Source organism: Paenibacillus sp. YSY-4.3 (genome assembly GCF_054767475.1).
The window spans coordinates 508857-532469 of record NZ_BAABMC010000002.1 but is presented as its reverse complement, the minus strand read 5'-3'; the positions used below and the strand labels follow the sequence as shown (position 1 = coordinate 532469).

At 49.0% G+C, this 23613-nt stretch carries 19 protein-coding genes; 13 read left to right on the top strand and 6 right to left on the bottom strand.

All coding sequences use genetic code 11. The features are described from left to right. The first annotated feature begins 11 nt into the window (after positions 1–11). Positions 12–869, top strand: a complete 858-nt coding sequence (locus ACYUJT_RS09120) for a carbohydrate ABC transporter permease (RefSeq protein ID WP_244996406.1) — start codon at positions 12–14, stop codon at positions 867–869. Here ACYUJT_RS09120 and ACYUJT_RS09115 read toward each other — a convergent pair. After that, complete coding sequence (locus ACYUJT_RS09115) at positions 801–1655, bottom strand: helix-turn-helix transcriptional regulator (protein WP_460320827.1); 855 nt, start codon at positions 1653–1655, stop codon at positions 801–803. The two genes, ACYUJT_RS09120 and ACYUJT_RS09115, sit on opposite strands and share 69 nt — an antisense overlap. Before the next feature lie 520 nt (positions 1656–2175). Here ACYUJT_RS09115 and ACYUJT_RS09110 point away from each other — a divergent pair. From ACYUJT_RS09110 to ACYUJT_RS09060, 11 genes are all read left to right on the top strand, one after another. Next, positions 2176–3159, top strand: coding sequence for an ABC transporter permease (locus ACYUJT_RS09110; RefSeq protein WP_460320824.1), 984 nt, complete (start codon positions 2176–2178; stop codon positions 3157–3159). Between the two features lie 17 nt (positions 3160–3176). Continuing rightward, positions 3177–4058: a carbohydrate ABC transporter permease gene (locus tag ACYUJT_RS09105; protein ID WP_460320822.1), complete on the top strand. Its 882-nt coding sequence runs from the start codon at positions 3177–3179 to the stop codon at positions 4056–4058. 58 nt (positions 4059–4116) lie between these two features. After that, positions 4117–5682: an extracellular solute-binding protein gene (locus ACYUJT_RS09100; RefSeq protein ID WP_460320820.1), complete on the top strand. Its 1566-nt coding sequence runs from the start codon at positions 4117–4119 to the stop codon at positions 5680–5682. 104 nt (positions 5683–5786) lie between these two features. Next, on the top strand, positions 5787–7211 hold the full coding sequence (locus tag ACYUJT_RS09095) for a family 43 glycosylhydrolase (RefSeq protein ID WP_460321595.1): 1425 nt from the start codon (positions 5787–5789) through the stop codon (positions 7209–7211). Between the two features lie 108 nt (positions 7212–7319). Continuing rightward, the gene (locus ACYUJT_RS09090) at positions 7320–9056 is read left to right on the top strand and encodes a sensor histidine kinase (RefSeq protein WP_460320818.1); all 1737 of its coding nucleotides are present in this window, start codon (positions 7320–7322) and stop codon (positions 9054–9056) included. A 2-nt stretch (positions 9057–9058) separates the two neighbouring features. Further along, on the top strand, positions 9059–9793 hold the full coding sequence (locus tag ACYUJT_RS09085) for a response regulator transcription factor (RefSeq protein ID WP_460320816.1): 735 nt from the start codon (positions 9059–9061) through the stop codon (positions 9791–9793). 62 nt (positions 9794–9855) lie between these two features. Continuing rightward, positions 9856–11964, top strand: a complete 2109-nt coding sequence (locus tag ACYUJT_RS09080; RefSeq protein ID WP_460320814.1) for a glycoside hydrolase family 36 protein — start codon at positions 9856–9858, stop codon at positions 11962–11964. Positions 11965–12013: 49 nt separating this feature from the next. After that, positions 12014–12853: an amidohydrolase family protein gene (locus tag ACYUJT_RS09075; RefSeq protein ID WP_460320811.1), complete on the top strand. Its 840-nt coding sequence runs from the start codon at positions 12014–12016 to the stop codon at positions 12851–12853. A 19-nt stretch (positions 12854–12872) separates the two neighbouring features. After that, positions 12873–13835, top strand: coding sequence for an aldo/keto reductase (locus tag ACYUJT_RS09070; protein ID WP_460320809.1), 963 nt, complete (start codon positions 12873–12875; stop codon positions 13833–13835). Further along, positions 13835–14854: a zinc-binding alcohol dehydrogenase family protein gene (locus ACYUJT_RS09065; protein ID WP_460321593.1), complete on the top strand. Its 1020-nt coding sequence runs from the start codon at positions 13835–13837 to the stop codon at positions 14852–14854. Before ACYUJT_RS09070 ends, ACYUJT_RS09065 begins: the two co-directional genes overlap by 1 nt. 50 nt (positions 14855–14904) lie before the next feature. Further along, on the top strand, positions 14905–17154 hold the full coding sequence (locus ACYUJT_RS09060) for a glycoside hydrolase family 95 protein (RefSeq protein WP_460320806.1): 2250 nt from the start codon (positions 14905–14907) through the stop codon (positions 17152–17154). A gap of 87 nt (positions 17155–17241) precedes the next feature. Here ACYUJT_RS09060 and ACYUJT_RS09055 read toward each other — a convergent pair whose 3' ends face one another. The 5 genes from ACYUJT_RS09055 to ACYUJT_RS09035 all read right to left on the bottom strand — a co-directional run bounded on the left by ACYUJT_RS09055 (position 17242) and on the right by ACYUJT_RS09035 (position 22046). Next, positions 17242–18219, bottom strand: a complete 978-nt coding sequence (locus tag ACYUJT_RS09055; RefSeq protein WP_460320804.1) for a DUF4179 domain-containing protein — start codon at positions 18217–18219, stop codon at positions 17242–17244. Positions 18220–18245: 26 nt separating this feature from the next. Further along, entirely contained in the window at positions 18246–19451 is a 1206-nt protein-coding gene (locus tag ACYUJT_RS09050; RefSeq protein WP_460320802.1) for a DUF4179 domain-containing protein, read from the bottom strand. After that, the gene (locus ACYUJT_RS09045) at positions 19438–19986 is read right to left on the bottom strand and encodes a sigma-70 family RNA polymerase sigma factor (RefSeq protein ID WP_460320800.1); all 549 of its coding nucleotides are present in this window, start codon (positions 19984–19986) and stop codon (positions 19438–19440) included. Before ACYUJT_RS09045 ends, ACYUJT_RS09050 begins: the two co-directional genes overlap by 14 nt. A gap of 203 nt (positions 19987–20189) precedes the next feature. Beyond that, positions 20190–20798: an ATP-binding cassette domain-containing protein gene (locus tag ACYUJT_RS09040; protein WP_460320797.1), complete on the bottom strand. Its 609-nt coding sequence runs from the start codon at positions 20796–20798 to the stop codon at positions 20190–20192. A gap of 48 nt (positions 20799–20846) precedes the next feature. Continuing rightward, positions 20847–22046 (bottom strand): ROK family protein, encoded by a 1200-nt coding sequence (locus ACYUJT_RS09035; protein WP_460320795.1) that lies wholly within the window; start codon positions 22044–22046, stop codon positions 20847–20849. 227 nt (positions 22047–22273) lie between these two features. On the opposite strand from ACYUJT_RS09035, the gene xylA reads away from it, so the two are divergent. Then, positions 22274–23590 carry a xylose isomerase gene (gene xylA / locus ACYUJT_RS09030; protein WP_460320793.1) on the top strand — a complete coding sequence of 439 codons (1317 nt, stop codon included), beginning with the start codon at positions 22274–22276 and terminating at the stop codon, positions 23588–23590. The last annotated feature ends 23 nt before the right edge of the window (positions 23591–23613 follow it).

The window sequence follows — 23613 nt, the reverse complement described above, 5'->3', positions numbered from 1 at the left end:
GAGGTATTACTGTGGACACTTACTATAAGAGTAAAAGAACCGGCGATTTAATTCGATACAGTCTGAGTTATGTGGTCTTGATCATTTGTGCGGGTATCTTCATTTTTCCATTCCTATGGATGCTTTCCACGGCCTTTAAAATACCGTCCGAGGCTTATACCTTGCCTCCGAAGTTGTTTCCCAAGACCTTCACACTGGATAACTTCATCGAGGGGTGGAAGTATGCGGACTTCACGCGTTATACATTAAATACGTTAACCGTAACCCTACTCGCCACGCTGGGAACGGTCCTCTCCGCATCCTTCGTGGCCTATGGGTTTGCTAGATTCAAATCACGGTACAACAACCTGCTGTTTACTGCCGTGCTCGCCACATTGATGCTGCCCAGTCAAGTTACCCTAGTTCCTACTTACCTCTTGTTTACCAAAATGGGCTGGCTGGATACACTGAAGCCGCTTATCGTACCTTCCTTTTTTGGCGGAGGCGCGTTTAATATTTTTCTGCTGCGGCAATTCTTTAGATCGATTCCGAAGGATTTGGATGAAGCTGCATATATTGATGGCGCAAACGCCTTCCAGATCTATTATAAAATTCTGCTGCCGGCTATCAAGCCTGCTTTGATTACGGTTGCCCTCATGTCTATAACGTTTCATTGGAATGACTATATGTCGCCGTTGATTTACCTGAACAGCGATCAGAACTTCACCTTGGCGATCGGTTTGCAGTTCTTCCAGAATTCCTTTGGTTCGTCGCAAATTCAGATGCTGATGGCCGTCTCCTTAATTACGGTGATTCCCGTACTAATTCTGTTCTTCGTGGGGCAGCGGCATTTTGTTCAGGGCATTACGATGACGGGAATTAAGGGATGACACCTCTGCTTTGCCGGTCAGACTGCGGGCATGCTTGTGAAAGTTTTTTGGGGTGTACCCGGTTATCTGTTTAAACTGCCGGCAGAAGTGCTCCACATTGTGGTACCCGCATCGATCGGCAATTTCGGCAACTGTGTGTGTACCATGGATCAGATATTCTTTAGCAAGGCGAATACGGCTACTGATGACATCGTCCATACAGGAAATCCCGAAGTTTTTTTTGTAAATCCATTGAAGATAACCCGGGCTGATGCGAAGAATCTCCGCCATTTTTGGAACCGACCAATGTTGGCCGGGGTCATTGTGAATGGTGGCCCGGAGCTTTAACAGGCTATAGTGCTGCGGAGTAATCTCATCCTGGAAGTAAGACTCCAGAAGTTTATTGAACAGCGTTCGAAGTAAGCAGTCGATAGACGATTCTCTATAATCATTGCTGAATGAATTTTCACTTACGAGCAGTTGAAATAACTTGTGACAATACTCCGGGTCATCTAAAGCGAAGGGAACACCGAAGGGAAGCGCTGTTTCGGTCACATAGGGCTCGTCGGATTCGAAACGAATCCAATTGTTGATGTATTGCTGGGAACAGGCCCGGTAGTAAATTTTCTGCTTCGGCTGATAGAGCACAGCGCTGTGAGCCGGGTATTCCTTCAGTTCGCCGTCCACCCAAAATTGAGCCGGAGTTTGCGTAATCACTAAAAGCCAGCAGTCATGTCCTTCGGGAATATCAAAAATAAACTTGCTATTGTGTGCCGCATCATATTCCACATAGAAAATCTTGGTCATGCTCCTCACCTCAGTCAAAGGGAATAAAAGGTCTACCGCGATTAGCAGCAGCAAGAGGCCTTTCAAGCTCATCTCATATGCTGGTGACCCGTGCTCATAGGTGATCAGGGGCCGTCGTATGCAGTCCAGTACTGTGGAAAGGGTCTCGGGACAGGGACAACAAGGCGGGAAGTCTAGCATATGCGTGATACATGGTAGATATTGCGCTAGAAACGATAATATCATTATATTTGATCAACCCCAATAGGTAACAAGTCTGCATCCATGATCGTCGCTTCTCCTCATGGCCGAGCGATGCCGAACGATCGCTTCTCAGCTGAGCTCTCGGCAATAGTTGGTTAAAGGCTGGGGCCTCCCGTCCATTTACGGCGATTGGGAGACCCCAGCCTTTTATAAGCTGCAATTAAAGGCATGGCATGCATAACCGAGCAATATTAAAAAATGACAACACATTCTTAAGAATGTTGGCTTACCGAGGCTCTTCCCAAGAGTGTAAACTCAAAACAAGGGAGGGACATGTATGGATCTTGATACACGAATTACAGGCCCAGCCGCAATGAGCGAGCGTAAATCACAATTTTGGAAGCGGTTTAAAAAGCAGAAAGTCCTCCATCTTTTTGTTGGACTGGGTATGGTCTTCTTGCTAATTTTCTCTTACACGCCGATGTTCGGCATTATCATGGCGTTCAAGGACTACTCTATCTCCACCGGCATCAAAGGAATTTTCACAAGCGATTGGGTTGGGATCAAACATTTCGATGAGTTCGTGAACGACTACCAGTTTGGCACCATTGTCCGCAACACGCTGGTTCTGAGCTTTCTTAAAGTGATCTTTGCCTTTCCGGCTCCAATACTGCTGGCAATCTTGTTGAATGAAATGAAGAATTTGCGGTTCAAGCGAATTGTCCAAACCATCAGTTATCTGCCGCACTTTATTTCGTGGGTCGTGGTAGTTGGTATCGCTTTCTCTTTTCTGTCTGCTGATATTGGACTTGTTAACAAGGCGCTAATGGGCCTTGGGATTGTTGACAAACCGCTGGATATCCTTACGAATCCCGACTATTTCTGGGGATTGGCTGTCGGAAGCGCTGTGTGGAAGGAGATGGGCTGGTGGACGATCATTTTCCTGGCTGCCATCGCAGGGATCGACCCTACCCTGTACGAGGCTGCACAAATTGACGGTGCCGGAAGGCTGGGGCGCATTCGTCATATTACATTTCAAGGCATGAAAGGAACGATCGTCGTGGTGCTTATCCTCACGATTGGAAGCATCTTGGGCGGAGGATTGGTAGGCTCGAATTTCGAACAGGCTTACTTGTTCGGGAACAGCATCAACAATCCGACCTCGGAGATCGTGCAGACTTATGCATTTAAGGTTGGCTTGAGGGACGGGCGGTTCTCTTATGCAGCGGCCATTGACCTGATCCAGTCCGTCATCTCGGTCGTACTGATCTTCTCCAGTAATTTCATCGCCAAGCGAACGTCGGGATCAAGCTTATTCTAGGAAAGGAGAGATCGGTAATGACGCTGAGCCAACGGCAAAAGGACCGAATTATGGATAGCCTCATCACGGTCATATTATTCGTAATCATGTTGTCTATGCTCTATCCGTTCTATTACGTTTTGATCTTATCGTTTAATAAAGGAACCGATTCACTTCTTGGGGGAATCTATTTCTGGCCTCGAAATTTTACATTGGAGAACTATGTGCAGTTTCTGAGCGACCCGCATTGGTATCAAGCATTTCTGGTGACGATCGTGAGAACGGTAACGGGTACCGTGTTGGGCGTCCTATTCACTTGTCTTGTTGCGTACGGACTGTCGCACCGTGACCTGCTATTCCATAAAACGTATTTTACAATCATCATTTTCGCGATGTACTTCTCTGGGGGCTTAATTCCTTACTATGTGGTGCTGCGTTCGATTGGGCTGCTTAATACGTTCAGCGTATATATCATTCCTTCCATGCTCAGCACGTTTTTTCTGCTGATCGCCATCTCGTTCTTCCGCGAAATACCCGGGGAGTTGAAGGAATCGGCCTACATCGACGGGGCAAACGAATTCGTCATTTTCTACCGGGTCATTCTTCCAGTTTCAATGCCGGTGATTGCCACCATGGCACTATTTATGGGTGTCGGCCAATGGAATTCCTGGCTGGATTCCGCTTACTTCGTGCAATCCGAGAGCTTGCGGACGCTTGCGTTTCGGATGATGGAAGTCATCAACAAGAGCAATGCACCGATGGACGCTATCGCCATTGCGAATAGCGCGTCGGCAGGCGTGACGAGCTATTCGCTTCAAGTCGCGGCCATGGTTATATCCATTGCACCAATCGTATGCGTATATCCGTTTCTGCAGAAATATTTTATTCAAGGAATCATGTTGGGTTCCGTAAAAGGCTGATCACCATGATATTAAAGTGCCTGCTTTAATATAAAACATTATTCGTGGAGGGGTTAGTATGAACAGAAACAGGAGAAAGAAGGCATTGCTTTTATCGCTGGCTGTTGTGCTGGTGCTGGCGTTATTGTCGGCATGCGGTAAAGACAATGCCGGCCAGAAGGAAAGCACCGGAAACGGAAATAATACACCGGCAAAGAGTGGAGAGGTTAAGGAGCTCTCGTTATTCATAGACGCGCCTTGGTATCCGGTTAATGAATGGAAGGGCCCGGTGGCCGAGAAAATCACGGAAAAAACGGGCGTTAAGCTGAAGGTTACCGTCGCTGCCGACGATAAGCAGCTTCCACTGATGATTTCCTCTGGAGATCTTCCTGACCTTGTCTTCACCTATGCCCATATTGATCGGATGTCGGATTCGAAGCTGTCCTATCCCTGGAATGAGCTGATTGAGAAATATGTGCCGAATTTTAAAATCGATAAGACAAGAATTGCAATTCATACGATGGATGACGGCAATTTCTATACCGTGCGAAATGCCTTCGCGACGAAGGAGGAAATGGCTCAAAACAAATACGCGATCGGCAATGACGGCAATCCCGGTATTGCCGTGCGGGAAGATATTCTGGAGGAACTCGGCAATCCGACAATCCATTCGCTAGACGATTTCGTGAAGGTCCTGGGCATGGTTAAGGCTAAGTATCCCGATATGATACCTCTTATCATGGACAAAGAATGGATTGAACAATATTTTCTGCAGCAGTTAGGAGTTGAAGCCCTGTTAGATGGCTGGTACGAACAAGATGGAAAGATAGATTATGCCATCAGACAGCCGGAGATGCTGGAATTTTTCAAGTTTATGAACAACCTATATCGCAAGGGATACATTCTGGCGGAAAATTTCGCGTACACGAACGACCAGATTGACGATCAATACGCAACAAGTGGAAAGGCGTTCGCTCATAGCCATACAGTCAGCACGGCGGACACGGACAACATCAAAGTTAAAAACAGCGGAGAATCATTCACGTTCAAAATGCTGCCCAGCGGCTTGTCAAAAGACGCGAAGGTCGTCAGTACAGGGCTTGGCTTTGCAGGCACTTTTATTACCAAGAAAAACAAGGATCCGGAAGCGTCGATCAAATTCATTGAATACCTGGCAAGCGATGAAGGTAAAAAATTGACCATGTTCGGTGTCGAGGGGGAGCATTGGACATGGAACGAAGAAGGGTATCCGAATCTGAAATACGATCCGTCTGATGCCGATTTCATTAACAGCAACGGCATCAAGTGGTGGTATCTGTATAACGATGGAGTCATGGAAGGCATGCAGGGATATGTTCCTGGTACGCAGAAGACGCAGGCGTTGATGGAAAGGAAAGACATTACAGTCTATAAGCCTGAGATCGGCCTGATCCAGACGCAGCCGGATTCTCAAGAGAAGACGATCAAGACCAAAATTGACGAGATGGTTAAAAATGAGAAGGTCAAAATTTACTTGGCGAATTCGGAAGAGGAGGCCGTTGTAAATTATGAGAACATGATAAAGACCGCCGAGAAAATGGATTTGCAGAAGTTGGTCGATTGGGCAAACGAAACGTATCAGAAGAAGAAGGTCCTGTTTGAGTAAGGGGGACAATCCGGTAGAGACGCCAGCGCCTTTACCGGACTTTGCTGGCTTAAGGTATACAGTTCTTTGAAACATCGAGTGGACAAGGAGTGAATAAAATGAATATGAAAAAACAAGGGTTGAATCCTTACCTTCCATCATGGGAATACATTCCTGATGGAGAACCGCATGTCTTTAATGACAGAATTTATGTTTATGGCTCTCATGACCGTTTTAACGGACATGTTTTTTGTTTGAACGACTATGTATGCTGGTCGGCACCTCTGGCGGATCTGGCTGACTGGCGGTATGAGGGTATAATTTACAAAAAAATAGATGATCCGCTTAATTCTGACGGCAGCATGTGTCTCTACGCACCGGATGTCACTGTGGGATCGGATGGACGGTACTATCTGTACTATGTCCTTGATAAGGTTCCCATCGTTTCGGTTGCCGTCTGTGATTCTCCGGCTGGCAAATATAAGTTTTATGGCTACGTAAGATATCCCGATGGAACGCGTCTGGGAGAAAGAGAGGGCGATGAGCCTCAATTTGATCCGGCCGTGATGACAGAAGGGGGGCGAACTTATCTGTATACCGGCTTTTGTGCAGTTGGGGACAAATCAAGAAAAGGTGCCATGGCTACGGTGCTCGGTCCAGATATGCTCACGATAGTGGAAGAACCGGTGTTTGTTGCCCCAAGTGAACCTTACAGCAAGGGCAGCGGATTTGAAGGACATGAGTTTTTTGAAGCGCCATCCATTAGGAAGAGAGATGATACTTATTATCTGATCTATTCCTCGGTCGTCATGCATGAATTGTGTTACGCCACCAGCCAATTTCCGACGAGAGGTTTCGTATACCAGGGGGTTATTGTAAGCAATAATGATCTTCATATTGATTCCTATAAACCGGCAGACAAACCTATGTATTACGGCGGCAATAATCACGGCAGTGCGGTTGAAGTTAATGGGGAATGGTACATTTTTTATCACAGACATACCAATGGCATCGCTTTTAGCCGACAGGGCTGCATCGAGCCCATTTCATTCCGGGAGGACGGAACCATCCCCCAGGTGGAGATGACCTCCTGTGGCCCGAACGGGGGGCCGCTTGTAGGGCGCGGTGAATATCCTTCATATCTGGCATGCAACCTGTTCTGTAAAGACGAAGAGCTGTATACAGGAGGTTTTGGTGCTTCTGGTGCCTGGATGGACAGCCGGTTTCCGAAAATAACCCAGGATGGAAAAGACGGAGATGAGGAGATTGGCTATATCGCCAATATGACGGATTCGGCCACAGCCGGGTTTAAATACTTTCAATGCAGCGGAATCCGGAAGGTTACAATCAAGGTGCGCGGATATTGCCACGGTGCCTTTGAAGTAAAAACCACATGGGACGGCCCGGCTATTGGAAAGATCCCGGTTGAATTTTCGAATATATGGAAAGAGTACTCTGCCGAGCTCGTCATTCCCGATGGCATCCAAGCACTGTATTTTACGTATACGGGCACGGGAGGCGCAAGTCTAGCTTCATTTACACTGGAATAAGGTAAAGGCAAAAAGCCTGGTAGAGATGCCTGGCGTCTCTACTAGACATTGCTTGCTCATGGTAAGGTATGTATACAGTTCTAGTGATCGGGGGAGGGAATTGTAGCCATGAGCATCATGCGTAAAATTATTCTGGGATATGTAATTCTCATATTCATCCCTTTCATCGCTTTTGGTTACCACTACTATACGCAGATCTACGGTAACCTGACCAAACAGTTCATAGAAAGCCGGCAGAAAATTCTGGAACAGGCATACGCCAATTTGAAAACGGACTTTGCCCGAATCCAATCGGTGCACCGGATGCTGCAATACAATCCATACATTACCGATTATCTGGATGGTGAATATCAGTTGGAGTCGGATAGCATCTATGCATTTATTCGTTACATCCGGCCGTTATTCGCGCAATCGTCGTTTGCCCATCCGGAGATCGAATCCCTCGTCATTTACAAGATGAAGGACCAGGTGCTTCCAATTACGGATCAATTTCTGGACTGGTCATTGCTGGATTCTCGACTGGAGGAAGCTATCCGACCCTTGAAGCCCGGCCGAGGGGTGTGGGTTCGTTCTGATCCCGAGGTGTCTGATCCGGAGTTAATTTATTACCAGTATATTTACAACACTCAGATCACGGAGAAAATCGGACTCCTCGAGATACGGATTAGCAGCAACCTGATCAAGAAATTTTACGAGGCTGCAGGAGTGGAAGATAACTGGAAGGCATTTCTTCTGTCAGAGCAAGGCAAACCTCTGATTGCCGAGGAGGCCGGGGCCGAGCTTGACGATAAGACGCTGCGACTCTTGCAATCGCAGGAAAACACGTTTTTTATTAACCGAAAAACCATCGTGAACCAGTTGAATCTTGAAGAGTTGGGCGTTCGCGTAATTGTGACCGGGCAGGTTGGAGATGTATTTCATTCCATCAAGCAGAGAGAGATCGTCCTGGTGACGATAATCATTCTGCTATTGGCCGGATTATCTATTGCGTATTATGTGATGGCTTCCACGATCACGAAGCGTATCCTTAGGCTAGCCAGACATATGCGTACTTTAAACGACGACAATCTGAGACAGCACATCATCAAGCACGACAGGCTGAACGAAAAAGATGAAATTGGCTTCCTGACCACAACTTACAATTCGATGCTCCAACGCATGGACGAACTTATCAACAATGTCCATCGCGCCGAGCTGCGCAATAAAGAAGCCGCTTACAAAGTGCTGCAGGCTCAGATCAAACCGCATTTTCTCTATAATACACTCGAAACGATACGGATGGTTGCTGAATCCAACAACGACAAGGAAGTTGCCGATATTTCCTTCTGGTTCGGGAAGCTCATGCGCTACAGCCTTTCGTCAGAGCAGGATGAAACCGTTCTGGCGAGGGAGATCGAAATGATCACCTTCTACCTCAACATTCATAAGATGCGGCTTCAGAGCAGACTAACCTATGAAATTCACGTTGCCGTCGACGCGGAGCGCATAGCCTGCCCCCGCTTCATACTGCAGCCGCTCGTTGAGAACTGCGTTGTCCATGGAGCATCTGCTGTTCTCCGCCCGGTTCATATTCGTCTTCAGGCGGCGGAGTCGGAACAGGAAATCCGTATTGCCGTCTCTGACAATGGAAACGGCATCCCCCCGGAGGAGCTTCTTGTCATACAGTCCCGGCTCATGGGGTTCGTTGAGACAAGGGAAGCAAAATCTGGAGGCGGTGTAGGGCTGATTAATGTGAACGAAAGGATTAAAGCATTCTTCGGTGGAGCATCCCGGCTGGAGATTACAAGCGAACAGGGCAAGGGAACGAGTCTGTGCATCATCATCACGAAAAGGATGGGGAGCTGACGATGAGGGTAATGATTGTAGACGATGAACCGTTAATCCTGAGCGGACTGGTTAAGATTGTCAGGGAAGTCGCGCCAGTAGGAACCGAGGTTAGTGAAGCGTTGAATACCTTTGAAGCGCTCGAAGCCATGAAGGACTGTATGCCGGATGTTACGATCACGGATCTCAATATGCCCGAGAAGAACGGATTCGAGCTAATCGGGGATGCCAGACGGGGCGGATGGTGTGATCGCTTCATCATCTTGACCGGTTATGATGAATTCGAGTATGTGCGAAAAGCGCTGCGTGTCGGTGTGGTGGACTATCTATTAAAGCCGATCGACAAGGATGAGATCGCTTCGCTGCTCGAACGTATCAGAGAGGAGCTCCCGTCCGTATCCGATTCGGAATACACCCGGCATGCCCGGCGCATTCTCACTTACATGCAAGCCAATTTCCAGAAAGATCTTTCATTGGATCACCTCGCTGATTTGATGAATCTTCATCCGAATTACATCTGCAGTTTATTTAAGAAAGAAATAGGCGACACCTTCGTCAACTACCTGAATATGATGCGAATTCAGGAGGCACAGAAGCTGCTGATGACGCAGAGCGATATTCCCGTCAGCGCGATTGGGCAGCAGGTCGGCTATGACAATAAGCATTACTTTACGAAAGTATTTAAGAAATATACGGGCACGACGCCAGGCGCCTACCGGAACAGCGATCATGTGGCGGAACGAGAATTGGCGTTTTAGGTGCCGATGTCATGCGGAATTGAAAGTGGGGGTAATAACGGATGATCAAAGGTAGGGATTAAATGAAGGTATGGACAGACTATAGCTTCGACGATATGATTGCGCGCTACATTAAAGACTCCCGAACTGGGCAACTAGGTTTGGTCTTATTGCCGAAATCCATGGTATCCCGCGTCTGTGAGAAGACATTCAAAGTGGATTCTTTAGTGCAACTCAAACTGGTTGGGAGTGCGTATCCTGGCGGATTCGCGCATGGTCATTCCATGCGTAATAACGGAACTGTTGATACTCTGAAATTTGATGAGCAGTACAAAATTCAGCGCGATGGTACCGTAACGGTAGTATCAGTATGGCGCAATTCAAGTTCATGCAGGATAGAACATCATTTAACCTGGTTTTCGGGTTATCAAGCATTGGAATCTTCCGTAAACATTAGTAATGAAGGTGATATACCCGTTACGGCAGAAATGATATCATCCTTCTCTTTAACGGGACTCACCCCGTTTGCTGAGGATGATGCTCCCGACTCGCTAGTCCTCCATCGTATCCATAGTGCATGGTCCGCGGAAGGACGCTTGGTTTCTAGTAAAATAGAAGATCTACACCTTGAACCAGCCTGGGCGCCCTATGGAACACGAAGCTTGCGATTTGGGCAAGTTGGATCCATGCCGGTTCGGGGATTTTTCCCGACGGTATATTTGGAGGATGCACGCCATGGTGTATTATGGGGAATTCAAATCGCCCACCCCGCATCGTGGCAGATTGAGATTGGAAGACAGGATGACGCCCTGTACATGTCAGGCGGATTGGCGGACAGAGAATTCGGCCATTGGACCAAGATTATTAGGCCTGGAGAGTCATTTCAAACACCTAGTGCTTACCTCACTACAGTAATGGGGGATGTTGATTGTGCAGCGAGTCGATTAACCGGAATGCAGAAACGTCCCCTATTACATGGACCAGCTATAGAAGAAGATTTGCCCATTATTTTTAACGAGTATTGTACAACATGGGGGGCACCATCGGCTTCGAGTCTTTACGCGATAGCTGAACGGCTCAGAGACAAGGGAGTACGCTATCTTGTCATAGATTGCGGATGGTATAGGCGTGAAGGGACGAACTGGTTTACCAGTATGGGCGATTGGGAAATTAGCCAAAATGATTTTCCTGAAGGTCTGAGGCAAACACTCGAACATATAAGAAAATGCGGTATGATTCCCGGTATTTGGTTCGAAATGGAAGTATGCGGCGTAGAATCCACGGCATTTCACATGGTTAATCATCTTTTAAAACGGGATGGTCTGCCAATTACGAGCGGTAACCGACGATTCTGGGACTTTTGTGATCCCTTTGTTATCAACTATTTAAAAGAGAAAGTGATATCCTTTTTGAAAACCCATGGATTCGGATATTTAAAAATTGATTATAACGATAATTTAGGCATCGGTTGTGATGGCGCAGAATCGCTCGGAGAAGGATTGCGCAGACAAATGCAGGCGGTTCAGGAATTTATCAGGCTAATTCAACAAGAAGTGCCCGATATCGTAATTGAAAATTGCGCATCTGGCGGACATCGCTTAGAACCCTCTATGGTTACACTCACGAGTATGTCATCATTTTCAGATGCGCATGAGTGTGAGGAAGTTCCAATTATTGCTGCGAATCTTCATAGAGTCATTCTGCCAAGGCAAAGTCAGATTTGGGCCGTGCTTAGAAAGGATGACTCCTTGCAGCGTATGGTCTACTCACTAGCGAGCACGATGCTTGGCAGGATGTGCTTGTCCGGTGATATCCATGAGTTGAGTGAAGAACAGTGGGGAATTGTTGGGGAAGCTATTGCCTTCTATCAACTTGTTTCTCCGATTATTAAGGATGGCAAGACAAATAGATTCGGAAGTCCGATACAGAGTTATCGTCATCCAAAGGGATGGCAGGGAATTATACGCACATCCAGAGATGGATCGCAGATGATGATCGTTGTACATAAATTTGGAGGTGACGCTAGCGATATTATAAAACTGCCGCTACCTGCATTTGGATGTTACGAAATTGTTCAAGTGTTTTCGGATCACACCGTTGATGTACGCTTGGAACATGATCACTTTTTATGTGTGTTGGAGAAACCATTTTCGGCAGTGTGCATTCTTCTTCGAATAACTATGCTGATTTAAGCCATTTTTATTCTTGTCGAATGTTAACTATGTTAACGGAGGTGACTCAATGCGTATTGACGCTCATCAACATTTTTGGAAAATCGGCAGAAACGATTACGGTTGGATTGCGCCTGAAATTCCGGTGCTTTTCCGCGACTATTTGCCTTCTGACCTTGAGCCGCATTTGAACAATCATGGAATCGGCAAAACAATTCTGGTACAGGCGGCACCAACGATTGAGGAGACCGAATTTATTCTTGAATTAAGCGAAACAGCTGATTTTGTCGCCGGTGTGGTCGGGTGGCTGGATCTTGAAGACCCTTCATTTAAGCAACAGTATGAGCGGTTCTGCAAGCATCGAAAATTTATCGGATTTCGCGTGATGATACAGGAAATGGAGAATCCAACAGCCGTTTTATCGCCCGCTTATATAGAAGCGCTTTCATATTTTGCAGAACAGGACGTACCAGTTGACTTGCTTGTGCTGGCTGACCAGCTTCCGCAGCTTGTTCAATTATTGGAGCGGATTCCGCGGCTGAGAGGCGCTGTCGACCATTTGGCGAAGCCGCCGATCGCTTCGGGCATCATGGAGCCATGGAGAAGCCATATGGCTGAAATTGCACAATTTCCGAACATATATTGCAAGCTGTCGGGGATGGTGACGGAGGCCAAGCATCAGGACTGGATTAAGGAAGATTTCACGGCATATGTCCATGAAACGCTTGATCTATTTAGTCCTGAAAGGGTGATGTTTGGAAGCGATTGGCCAGTGTGTCTTCTGGCGGCAACATATGATGAAGTCGTTGACGTATTGCGGCATACACTTAATGACCGGCTTCCGCCGGAAGCGATAGAGCGTATTTTCGGCGCCAACGCCGCGAGATTTTATAAGTTGAATACACAATAAAAAATGGGGGCTCGAGTCGATGAAATACAGAAGGTTGGGAAATACGGGACTGGATGTATCAGCGTTAAGTTTCGGCGCGTCTTCGCTCGGAGGTGTATTCCGGGACGTTCCAAAGGCTGAAGGGATTCGTACGGTTCATACCGCCATCGACATGGGAATTAATTTGCTCGATGTTTCGCCCTATTACGGCCTGACGAAAGCGGAAACGATGCTGGGTGAAGCGCTGCGGACAGTTTCGCGGGATCGGTATATTCTATCCACGAAAGCAGGACGTTACGGGCAGGAGGAATTCGATTTTTCGAAGGATCGGGTGATTCGGAGTGCGGAAGAAAGCATGCGGCGGCTGGGAACAGATTACCTCGATATTTTGCTGCTTCACGATATCGAATTCAGTTCCTTAGAGCAGGTGTTAGAGGAAGGAATTCCGGCGCTTGAGCAGTTGAAAAAATCCGGGAAAATCCGTTTCTTCGGCGTATCCGGCTTACCATTAGATATCTTCGAATCCGTGCTGTCCCGGACTGCTCTGGATATCGCTTTATCGTACTGTCATTACTCTCTCAATGATACATCGCTGCTCGGCCTCCTTCCGTTAATGGAGTGGCGAGGAGCAGGGTTGATCAACGCATCGCCGCTGTCCATGGGTCTGCTGAGCGGCAGTGACGTGCCAGGTTGGCATCCTGCTGGCGAGGATATCAGGGCAGCTTGCCGGCTTGCCGCCGAACATTGCAGAAGCAGAGGAGCGGATATAGCAAAGCTGGCGATCCAGTTCTCTACAGCGAATGAGCGCATTCCAACGACGCTGGTCAGCACGGCGACTCCAGAAAACATTCGCAATAACATTCTGTGGATGGAGGAACCGCTGGACGAACAATTGCTGCAGGAAGTACTGGAGATCCTCAAGCCGATAGAAGGCAAAACGTGGCCGAGCGGAAGGCCCGAATGGAGCGGTGCGTGGACCGGGCAGAATGGGGGGCAATCCTGATGAAGGGCATCATTTGCGAGGACATCGGGCGTTTCGTTTTTCGTGAGGATTTGCGGGAGCCCCAAATGCAGGAGGGCGAAGCCATAGTAAGGATTCGGCGGATTGGCATTTGCGGCACCGATTTGCACGCTTATCGTGGTCATCAACCTTATTTTACATACCCTCGTGTGCTGGGGCACGAACTCTCGGGGGTCATCGAGCGAATTGAGGACAATGGTGAGGGGCTTCAGATTGGCGATCGGGTCAGTGTGATTCCCTATATTCATTGTGGTAATTGTAGGGCCTGCAGCAGCGGTAAAACCAACTGCTGCCAGAGCATGAGGGTGCTTGGCGTACATGTGGACGGGGGAATGCGGGAGCGAGTGGCCATTCCTATTTCGAATCTCATCAAGGCGGCGGAGCTTACATTAGACCAGGCGGCGATGCTGGAGCCCCTGGCGATTGGCGCGCACGCCGTCCAGCGCTCGGGGCTGAACGCTGGTGATCAGGCACTGATTATCGGGGCCGGACCGATCGGGCTTGGCGTTATGGCGATGGCCAGCTACGCCGGAGCCAAAGTGATCGCGATGGATGTGAATGATGAGCGTTTGGATTTCTGCAAGGTATGGGCCAAGGTTGAGCATACGGTGAACGCGCTCCGGGAACCTAAGCATCAACTAGCCGCACTAACGGACGACAACTTTCCGGCAATCGTCATCGATGCTACCGGCAACGTTTCGTCGATGGAAAGCGCCTTTGGATTTGTCGGTCATGGCGGATCTTTGACCTACGTCGGATTAGTAAAAGGTGCCATCACTTTCAACGATCCTGATTTTCATGCGCGCGAGATGACGCTTCATGGCAGCAGAAATGCTACGCGAGAGGACTTTGAGAGAGTGCTGGCGGTTATTAAGGAAGGTTGTATCGATGTTGGCAGTTACATTACTCACCGCTGCTCGTTCGAAGATATGATTGGTAACTTCGATAGTTGGCTCAAACCTGAATCGAAGGTGATCAAGGCTTTGGTGGAACTGAATTAGCTACTAGCTAATATATATTCGTGATCAATCTAACAGATTGGAGGAGAAGCATGACTGCGATGGAACAGAAGCATGGTTTGTGGTATAGAGAACCGGCTGCGGAATGGAACGAAGCTCTGCCTATCGGAAACGGTCGGCTTGGAGCAATGATCTTCGGGGGTACGGCCGAAGAGAAGCTGCAGCTCAACGAGGATTCGGTATGGTACGGCGGTCCGCGTGATCGCAACAATGAAGATGCGCTGCCTCATTTGTCCCAAATACGCGAACTGATTATGGACGGACGGCTGCGGGAGGCGGAGGATCTGGCAGCGATGACGCTGACGGGGCTGCCCGAAGCGCAGCGCCACTATTTGCCGCTAGGCGACCTATTACTGGCGTTCGCGGATCATGAGCGGCCTGCGGAAGACTACATCCGGGAGCTTGATCTCGAGCACGGCGTATCTCGCGTGAGCTATCGGATTGGCCAGGTGCGATACAGCCGCGAGATGTTCGCCAGCTATCCGGACCAGGCGATCGTCATCCGGATTTCCGCCGACAAGGAGAAAGCTATATCCTTCAGAGCCCGGTTCAACCGACAGAACTGGAGGTATTTGGAGAAGTCGGAGAAATGGGGGCAAAGCGGACTGGTTATGCGAGGGGAATGCGGGGGGAAGGGGGGCAGTTCCTTTTGCGCCGTACTGAAGGCGATCCCGGAAGGCGGCGACAGCCGCACTCTTGGCGAGCATCTGGTAGTGAGCGGAGCGGATGCAGTTACGCTGCTGCTCGTTGCCGGTACAACCTTCCGGCATCCAGATCCAGAGCTTTACAGCAAGCGGCAGGTGACGGCGATAAGCAAGTCCTCTTATAGCGAGCAATTGGCCCGCCACATTGCCGACTACCGGGAGCTGTACGGGCGGGTTGACATCGAGCTGCCGAAAAACCCAGACAGAACCACACTCCCGACCAATGAACGGCTAGCGCTAATCCGGAAGGGAGAAGAGGATCATGGCTTGATAGCAACTTATTTTCAATTTGGCCGCTATCTGCTCATTTCTTCCAGCCGCCCTGGCTCCTTGCCTGCAAATTTGCAGGGGATATGGAACGATAGCTTTTTGCCGCCGTGGGACAGCAAATTCACGATCAATATCAATGCCCAAATGAATTATTGGCCCGCGGAAAACTGCAATCTGAACGAGTGCCACGAGCCATTATTCGATTTGATCGAGCGGATGCGGGAGCCTGGCCGGGTAACGGCCAGGGTGATGTACGGCTGCCGGGGCTTCACGGCGCACCATAACACGGATATATGGGCGGATACGGCCCCGCAGGATATGTATCTCCCGGCTTCCTACTGGCCGATGGGTGCGGCCTGGTTATGTCTGCACTTGTGGGAGCATTACCGGTTCAGTCAGGATCGCTATTTCTTGCATCGGGCGTATGAGACTATGAAGGAAGCTGCACAGTTCCTTCTCGACTATTTGATCGAGGACGGGGAGGGCCGTTTGATTACTTGCCCGTCCGTCTCTCCCGAGAACAGCTATAAGCTTCCCAATGGGGAGACGGGCGTGCTGTGTGCTGGGGCTTCCATGGATTTTCAGATTATCGAGGCGCTATTTAGCGCCTGCATCCGCAGTGCGGAGATCATCGGACGGGATGAGGCGTTCCGGGAGGAACTTGCCACTGCCCTGAGGCGGCTTCCTAAGCCGCAGATCGGCAAATACGGCCAGATCCAAGAGTGGATGGAGGATTATGAAGAGGTGGAGCCGGGACACCGCCATATTTCTCATCTATTCGCGTTATTCCCGGGCGAAGCTTTTTGTGTAGAGCGCACGCCGGAGCTGGCCGAAGCCGCTCGGACGACGCTGGAGCGCAGGCTGGCGAATGGCGGCGGCCACACCGGCTGGAGCCGGGCGTGGATTATCAATTTCTGGGCCAGGCTGCAGGATGGATCTAAGGCTTATGAGAATGTGAAGGAACTGCTCAGTCACTCCACGTTGCCCAACCTTTTTGACAACCATCCGCCGTTTCAGATCGACGGAAATTTCGGCGGGACGGCAGGTATTGCCGAGATGCTGCTACAAAGCCATACCGGAATGATTCGATTGCTCCCCGCTTTGCCTGAAGGGTGGAGCGAAGGGAGGGTCAAAGGGCTGCGAGCCCGGGGCGGGTACACCGTCGATTTCTCTTGGGCGGAGGGCCTTCTTACGGAGGTTGTCGTGAGCTGCGCGGTTGCCGGACCCTGTCGGTTGGAGGGGCCAGGGATCGGCATCATTTCGTTTGATGGTGAGGCCGGAGGCTCCTATACGTTTGGCCAATCCTAGTTCCAATGTTGTCGTATAAGAACTTAAATATAAAAAAACCTTGCTCCGCGCCCAGAATACAAGGCGCGGGGCAAGGCTTACAAAGGGTTACTTTACCTTTACAGTCATTTCGAGATTTTTGATATAATTTTTCACCAAATCGCCGTTTGCATCTCGTTTAAAGCTGCCTGATGTTGCTCCTGGTGTTTCCATTTCAGGAGTAAAAGCTTTGACCGTGATCGACTCGGTATTTTTACTCAGGGCATCGATCACGAAATTGTGGTACCAGTGCCCATTTTTGTTGTTGTCGTTTGTTCCAAAGCTGGAGATTTGTTCGATCATGTTGCCTTCGTCATCTACGAACTCATAAATGATGCCCGAATGCTTGTCTTTGTCTAAGCCTTTCTCAATCAATTGAATACGGGAAGAATCTGAGGTTAGATTAAGCTTGCTCAAGGTGACGCTTAGGTTTCCGTGTTTTTTGGTCATATTTGGCTTCAAGGCCGTCGCTTTCTCTACGCTTTGCTGGATCGGCATTTCTAAGGTATACGGATTGTCTACACCTTCCAGCGTGATCTTGACGGTAAGCTTGAATTTATTTGAAAAAGCGAGCTCGTTGAGATGATCCCCCAGCCAGGATGGATCGACAATCTTAATTTCCGCTGTATCCGGATTGGAGCCTTGCGCCCAACCGAGACTAGGTCTTTTATGCAGCTTTCCGTCGCCCATGTCATAAATATTTTTGCCATTCATGAAAATTTGAATGTCCTTAATGGCTCCTTTTGCCCATACATAATCCTCGGCCTGTTGATCAAAATGCCCTTCGGTTATTCCTGAAGTCAATCCTCCGCCGCTTCGATTTACGGTAATACCGATATAGTTGCCGTCATACAGCGCCTTACTTACGCTCAGCGTAATGCCGTTGTGGGTTACACTAGGATTTTGCACCGACGCTTGTGCCGCCACGCTCGTAGGGGTAAGCAGGGGGGTATGGGATACATTCGCTGTCGCTGTTCCTAAAGCCGCTCCACCCAAAATCAAACTTGCTAAAGCTGCTGTTGTCATCACTTTATATACCTTTTTCATTTTAAACTCCTCCATATATGGTTTTATTATTTAGATAGGTTGTACAGTTTCTCTATTTCGTTCTGATTTACTTGTACGCTCATTTCAAGCTCTTTCAGATAGTGTTTGATAGGTTCTCCATTCTGATCAAGCTTGAACAAGCCCGTTTTGGCTGAAGGGTCGGCCATTTGTGGGACAAATGCTTTCAGTGTTACTGTACTTGGAGCTTCCTTGAAGCGGTCAAATAACAGTTCACTCCGGCTTTCTCCAGCTTCTCCGAGCGCCCCCATGCCGCCGACAAAATTCAAGAGATTTCCTTGCCCATCCCATAGCTCGAATTTTAAGTTCTGATAAGCTTCTCTCGACCCATCCTCTGGTTCCAGATTTAAAGTCACCTTCGTTGTCAGGGGGGTAAATTGAATTTCGTCCAGTGTGACGGTAACATTTCTCCAGTTTCTCGTTTCTCTAGGGGAGAGACTCGTTGTCTTTGTCTGCTTGCGAACAGGCAGCTCGAATACAAATGGTTCCTTGGTACCCTCCAGCCAAAATTGAGCTGTCAGTGTAAATTGATCTGGTAGAAAATATGCCGATTCCCCCGGACCGGAATGGGCAGTTAACCGGAAAATCGCTGAATGAGGATCTTCTGTCGGCAGCCCGCTCAAACCGATGCGTTGGTTTCCCTTATATTCGTGGGTAGGTTTGCCGTTAATGAACATTTTGAAATCTCTGATTTCGCCTCTTTGGTGGATCACTTTCGCATTCTCCCCTTCTCCGACGACCTCGGAATCCAGAATAGCGCTGGGAAAATGATCGCCTTCTCGCTGAACCGCCAGAGATAAGCGAAGTCCGTCAAAGATGACCTGGGGCACATGCAGAGTAACTCCCTCATGGGTCACACTGGCTTTTGTTTCCTCGACCAGTCCTTGCTCCTCCGCTGTTTGTAGTCCCAAATCGTCAACCAGTTTGAAGATATTGCTGATGAGCGGCAGGTTTTTCAATGAATTTGCCAACGCTGGAGACATCATTACACCGCTGAGTCCCCCGATAAAGACAAGGATGACGGCAGCGGCTGTCGCGACGATAAATTTGCGCATGATCCGGCTGCGAATGTTATGCCCGGTTTTGTTCTCTATCGGATGATGGGGCAGGGAAGCGTAAACTTGATCCTGACGTTGACGAATGATCTCCGGTACTTCGTTTAGTTCTTCTCTGCCGATTTCCCGAAGCTTTTTATCGAGATCATATGCTTTCATAAGTCAGCTTCCCCTCCTGTTTCCGCTTTATTTCATCGGCTAATATCCCGCGAGCCCGGTGCAGACGCGTTCGGACGGCTCCTTCGGAAATGTCCAGCACACTCGAGATTTGTTTAATTGACAAGTCTTGAAAATAAAACAAATGGATGACGATGCGCAATGACTCGTCCAGATGATCCACGGCCTCATGCAGATCCAGCTTGCTGCTGTCCTCGTAGTAATGGAACGGAGGCTCCGCTTCCGGGAGTTCTGCCATAACCACCGTCTTACTGCGCAAACGAAGCAACTGATTGCATTCATTGATCAGAATCCGGATGACCCAGGTTTTAAAATATTTTGGCTGTTGTAATGTGGCTAAGCCTTTGTACGCTTTAAGCGTAGTTTCCTGAAATGCGTCCGCACAGTCTTCGTCACGTCTGACAATGGACTTGGCCAAGCTATATAACTGAGGCTCCAGCATCCGGAAGAGCCGGATGAACGCTTCCCGGTCACCTTGCTGCGCCCGCTTGACGTCCAGTACTATATCTTGCTGCAAGAATTTCAACTCCTTTTGAGGGCCCTCTATAGAATTAGATCGGGGAGTGGGCGAAAAGGTTACAGGCTATGACCGACTTATTTGGAATAGGATGGATTGCAGTGATGTTTGGATTTTTCCATAAAAGTACCCTGACCAGGATTTGTGCCCTGGTCAGGGTCATTTGTTTTTTCTAGGTTTACTATGATGGGAGCGTGTATCAATCACGGGGGGCTGTTCGCGATAAAAGATATGCATCCTGCAATCTCCGGGATCACCTCTTCTTCGTCGAGCTCAATCTCAACATAAGGGGTTTTACACTGCACGGCACCAGCCATCTGCTGCAACCGATCCAGCCATAGGCTTTCTTGAGATTGATCGCTGGCTTGGTATTTGATAGTTATGTTTATGCTGCGGGTATGTGCCTCGCGAAGCTGTTCCAAGGTTCCTATTTTTTCAATTTTTCCATGGTTCAGAATAGCCACCCGATCACAGATGCGCTCAATTTCTTCGAGGTTATGGGACGTCATAAATATAGTAATGCCTTTGGATGCTAGCGTACCGATCAATTGACGAATTTGCAGTGCGGACTCGACGTCCAGCATCGAGGTGGGCTCATCTAGAAAGATTAGCTCGGGAGAGCCGATCAAAGCTTGAGCGATGCCTAATTTTTTTCTCATACCAAGTGAGAATTGCCCGACCTTTCGGCCTAAATCCTCTCCTAGACCTACCGATTCAAGCAGGTCAACAAGCGAGTCCTTTCGGGCAGAAACCCCTTTAACTCGAGCGAAAAATTTCATATGCTGTATTTGCAAAAATATGGATTGAAACAATAAAAAGCCCTGACCGGGTTGAGTGTCCTGGTCAGGGTTTTATGAGGTTTAAGGCTGGGTTTTCACCGAAGTGACATCCGGATCGGCCAGAAAGGAAGTGATTGGCATCGAGGCTGCGCCAAGGGCGGTGCTGCGAATGCCCAACTCAGCGAAGGCGACCTGTGTCTTCTTCATATGATAGGACAAGCTGCGGCTCTCCAGCGTGTGCAGCATCGGCTCCTGAAGCAGATCTCCAGCCATCGACAGACGGTTGCCGATGACAATCAATTCAGGGTTCAGAATATTTACGAGGTTCGCTAGGCCGACGCCCAGATGCTTCCCCGTCTCTTCCAGCAGGGAGAGCGCATCGGGATCGCCTGCCCGGGCAAGGTTTAGCAGGCGATCCAGCCCTTCCTCATCGGAAGCGGCCGAGCTGTCCTTCCAGCGCTGGGCTGCACGATCAAGCAGCGCCTTCTCCGAAGCGAGCGTCTCCCAGCAGCCGCGGTTGCCGCAGCGGCAAAGGGGGCCGTTCTCGCTCACCGTCATGTGGCCCACTTCGCCGGAGAAATTGGAAATGCCGCGGTATAGCTCGCCGCCGACGATCATGCCGGAGCCGATTCCGACGCCGATGCTGATATAAATCAAATTGGCGGCATCGCGTCCGGCTCCGTAGAGCTTCTCGCCGATCGCTCCCGCGTTGGCTTCATTGTCTATATGAATATTATCTCCGAATTCGGAGATGAGCAGTTTCTGTACAGCGACATTGTTCCAGCCCAGGTTCGGGGCGGAGACGATTCGGCTTTTCTCATCGACCAGCCCCGGAACGCCAATTCCAATGCCGACGACGCCGTAAGGCGATTCAGGCGCCTTCTTGCTGAGCCAATGGATCATTTTGCGGATCTGGTCAAGCGCGTGATCAGGCGACGAATCCTCCAGGGGAACCGTTCGTTCCTTAATGACGTTCCCTTCCAGGTCTACGAGCAGCGCAAACAGATCATTGACGCGGATATCGATCCCGACGGCATATCCGGCGCCACGGTTGAACAGCAGCAGCGTAGGCTTCCGCCCGCCGCTCGATTCGCCGGGGCCGATCTCGGTCACCAGTTGGCTCTCGATCAGCTCGGAGACGAGCGAAGATACAGTGGCTTTATTCAGGCCCAGCGTAGCGGCGATGTCGGCACGGGACAAGGGCTGCTGCTGGCGGATCGTATCCAGGACGAGCGTTTTGTTCATTTTCTTGATCAGTTGCTGATCGCCCGTAATTTTCATGATGAGTACCCCACAATTCTACGAAAAGATAATTACATCATACACATAACGATGATGCTAAATCAATAACTTAGTTAGTTTACTAGACAAACTAAGTCGGCCGTGTTAGGATAAATATATCAAGCAGCATGGCTCGTCTAAATTTAGGTCATGCTACTAATAATCATCATGATGTAAAGGCTTACTTTCCACAAGTAATTCTAAATCAGACTGGGAGGATTTCAAGCATGAGTTATTTCAAAAACATTAACAAAATCCAGTACGAAGGTTCAGGCTCCAACAATCCGCTGGCATTCAAACATTATAACGAGAACGAAGTCGTTCTTGGCAAAACAATGAAAGAGCATCTTCGTTTTGCGGTTGCTTACTGGCATACCCTGACGATGGACGGAAGTGATCCATTCGGTCAAGCAACTATGATCCGTCCATGGGAGACTCGCACAGGTCTTGATCTTGCGAAGGACCGCGTGGAAGTAAACTTCGAATTCCTGGAGAAGCTCGGCGCTCCTTACTTCGCGTTCCATGACCGCGACATTGCTCCTGAAGGCGCAAACCTGAAAGAGACGAACGAAAACCTGGACGTTATCGTTGCTAAAATCAAAGAAGGCATGAAAGCTACAGGCACGAAATTGCTCTGGAACACAGCGAACATGTTCTCCAACCCGCGTTTTGTTCACGGCGCTGCGACGACTTCCAATGCTGACGTATTTGCTTATGCAGCTGCACAAGTGAAGAAAGGTCTGGAAACAGGTCTTGAGCTTGGTTCTGAAAACTATGTATTCTGGGGCGGCCGTGAAGGCTACGAGTCTCTATTGAATACAGATATGGGTCTTGAGCTTGACAACCTGGCAAGATTCTTCCAAATGGCTCTGGATTATGCAAAAGAAATCGGCTATACAGGTCAATTCCTGATCGAGCCTAAGCCGAAAGAGCCTTCCAAGCACCAATACGACTTCGATGCGGCTACAACGATCGCATTCCTGCAAAAATACGGCTTGCAAGACCACTTCAAGCTGAACCTGGAAGCGAACCATGCTACGCTTGCTGGACATACGTTCGAGCATGAGCTGCGCGTTGCACGCCTCAACAACATGCTGGGTTCCATCGATGCCAACCAAGGCGACTTGCTGCTTGGCTGGGATACGGATGAATTCCCGACAGATCTGTATGCAGTTACGCTTGCTATGTACGAAATCCTTGAGAACGGCGGACTTGGCGCCGGCGGTGTGAACTTCGACGCGAAGGTAAGAAGAAGCTCCTTCGAGCCGGAAGATCTGTTCTACTCTCACATTGCAGGTATGGATACATTTGCAAAAGGATTAAAAGTTGCAGCTAAATTGATCGAGGACAAATTCTTCGACAACTTGCTGGATGAGCGTTATGGCAGCTTCAAGAGCGGAATCGGAGCCGACATCGTATCCGGTAAAGCTAACTTCAAGACGCTTGAAGCTTATGCGCTGCAAAACAGCGAGATCCGCAACAAATCCAGCCATCTGGAATTGGTTAAAGCTCGCTTGAACGAATATATTTTCGGTACTAAATAAGATCACTACGAAATAAAAGCAAT

What these genes read in the sequence shown, in the direction of transcription:
- ACYUJT_RS09070 (WP_460320809.1), top strand. Translation starts at nt 12,873, where the DNA reads ATGAAATACAGAAGGTTGGGAAATACGGGACTGGATGTATCAGCGTTA.
- ACYUJT_RS09105 (WP_460320822.1), top strand. Translation starts at nt 3,177, where the DNA reads ATGACGCTGAGCCAACGGCAAAAGGACCGAATTATGGATAGCCTCATC.
- ACYUJT_RS09055 (WP_460320804.1), bottom strand. Translation starts at nt 18,219, where the DNA reads ATGAAAAAGGTATATAAAGTGATGACAACAGCAGCTTTAGCAAGTTTG.
- ACYUJT_RS09080 (WP_460320814.1), top strand. Translation starts at nt 9,856, where the DNA reads ATGAAGGTATGGACAGACTATAGCTTCGACGATATGATTGCGCGCTAC.
- ACYUJT_RS09035 (WP_460320795.1), bottom strand. Translation starts at nt 22,046, where the DNA reads ATGAAAATTACGGGCGATCAGCAACTGATCAAGAAAATGAACAAAACG.
- ACYUJT_RS09090 (WP_460320818.1), top strand. Translation starts at nt 7,320, where the DNA reads ATGAGCATCATGCGTAAAATTATTCTGGGATATGTAATTCTCATATTC.
- ACYUJT_RS09100 (WP_460320820.1), top strand. Translation starts at nt 4,117, where the DNA reads ATGAACAGAAACAGGAGAAAGAAGGCATTGCTTTTATCGCTGGCTGTT.
- ACYUJT_RS09095 (WP_460321595.1), top strand. Translation starts at nt 5,787, where the DNA reads ATGAAAAAACAAGGGTTGAATCCTTACCTTCCATCATGGGAATACATT.
- ACYUJT_RS09110 (WP_460320824.1), top strand. Translation starts at nt 2,176, where the DNA reads ATGGATCTTGATACACGAATTACAGGCCCAGCCGCAATGAGCGAGCGT.
- ACYUJT_RS09085 (WP_460320816.1), top strand. Translation starts at nt 9,059, where the DNA reads ATGAGGGTAATGATTGTAGACGATGAACCGTTAATCCTGAGCGGACTG.
- xylA (WP_460320793.1), top strand. Translation starts at nt 22,274, where the DNA reads ATGAGTTATTTCAAAAACATTAACAAAATCCAGTACGAAGGTTCAGGC.
- ACYUJT_RS09050 (WP_460320802.1), bottom strand. Translation starts at nt 19,451, where the DNA reads ATGAAAGCATATGATCTCGATAAAAAGCTTCGGGAAATCGGCAGAGAA.
- ACYUJT_RS09060 (WP_460320806.1), top strand. Translation starts at nt 14,905, where the DNA reads ATGACTGCGATGGAACAGAAGCATGGTTTGTGGTATAGAGAACCGGCT.
- ACYUJT_RS09065 (WP_460321593.1), top strand. Translation starts at nt 13,835, where the DNA reads ATGAAGGGCATCATTTGCGAGGACATCGGGCGTTTCGTTTTTCGTGAG.
- ACYUJT_RS09075 (WP_460320811.1), top strand. Translation starts at nt 12,014, where the DNA reads ATGCGTATTGACGCTCATCAACATTTTTGGAAAATCGGCAGAAACGAT.
- ACYUJT_RS09115 (WP_460320827.1), bottom strand. Translation starts at nt 1,655, where the DNA reads ATGACCAAGATTTTCTATGTGGAATATGATGCGGCACACAATAGCAAG.